The sequence below is a fragment of the Agrobacterium sp. MCAB5 genome (genome assembly GCF_052114365.1).
Lineage (GTDB): Bacteria > Pseudomonadota > Alphaproteobacteria > Rhizobiales > Rhizobiaceae > Agrobacterium > Agrobacterium tumefaciens.
On record NZ_JBFREP010000228.1, the window covers coordinates 1 to 483 of the forward strand.

Below are 483 nucleotides of genomic sequence, written 5' to 3' on the forward strand. Positions count from 1 at the left end.
AATAACAAGGAGCGGAAAGAGGCGCTGCAATATGCCAGGTCTCTTTCTGCCCATATCGGCTACGTCTCCGAGGCATGGGAGCGCCGGCTTGGCGAAGAACGTCAAAGCGAACAATGGCAGCGTGAGCAGCGTGATGTGATCGAGGTTCCCGGCCTCACGCCGCGCAGCGCCGAGATCATTGCCAAGGTGGAGAAGATGCCGGTCGAGAAGCGGAGCAAGTTCATCAAAGAGCTGCGATCGTCGCCTGAGGGCCGTGCCGCGCTTGAGGAGGCCAAGATTGTCGCCGAAGCGCTCACGCGGCGGTTTGGTAGTTCTGATCCTCGCAGATTCGCCAAGGAACTCGAGGCACGCCCGGAGCTCGCAAAGCGGGCCGAGCAGATCAACACAATCGCCCGCATGGTGCATCGTACACGCCATGCTGAGCTAAGCCATGACGACGCGCTGAGACGGCAGCTTAACCGGTCTCAAGGGCTTGGACTGAGC

Annotated in this window: 1 pseudogene; it reads left to right on the plus strand. The window is 60.5% G+C overall.

From position 1 onward, the window contains the following. Positions 1-483 (plus strand): annotated as a pseudogene (locus tag AB4Z23_RS28360) (BID domain-containing protein); the annotation flags it as partial.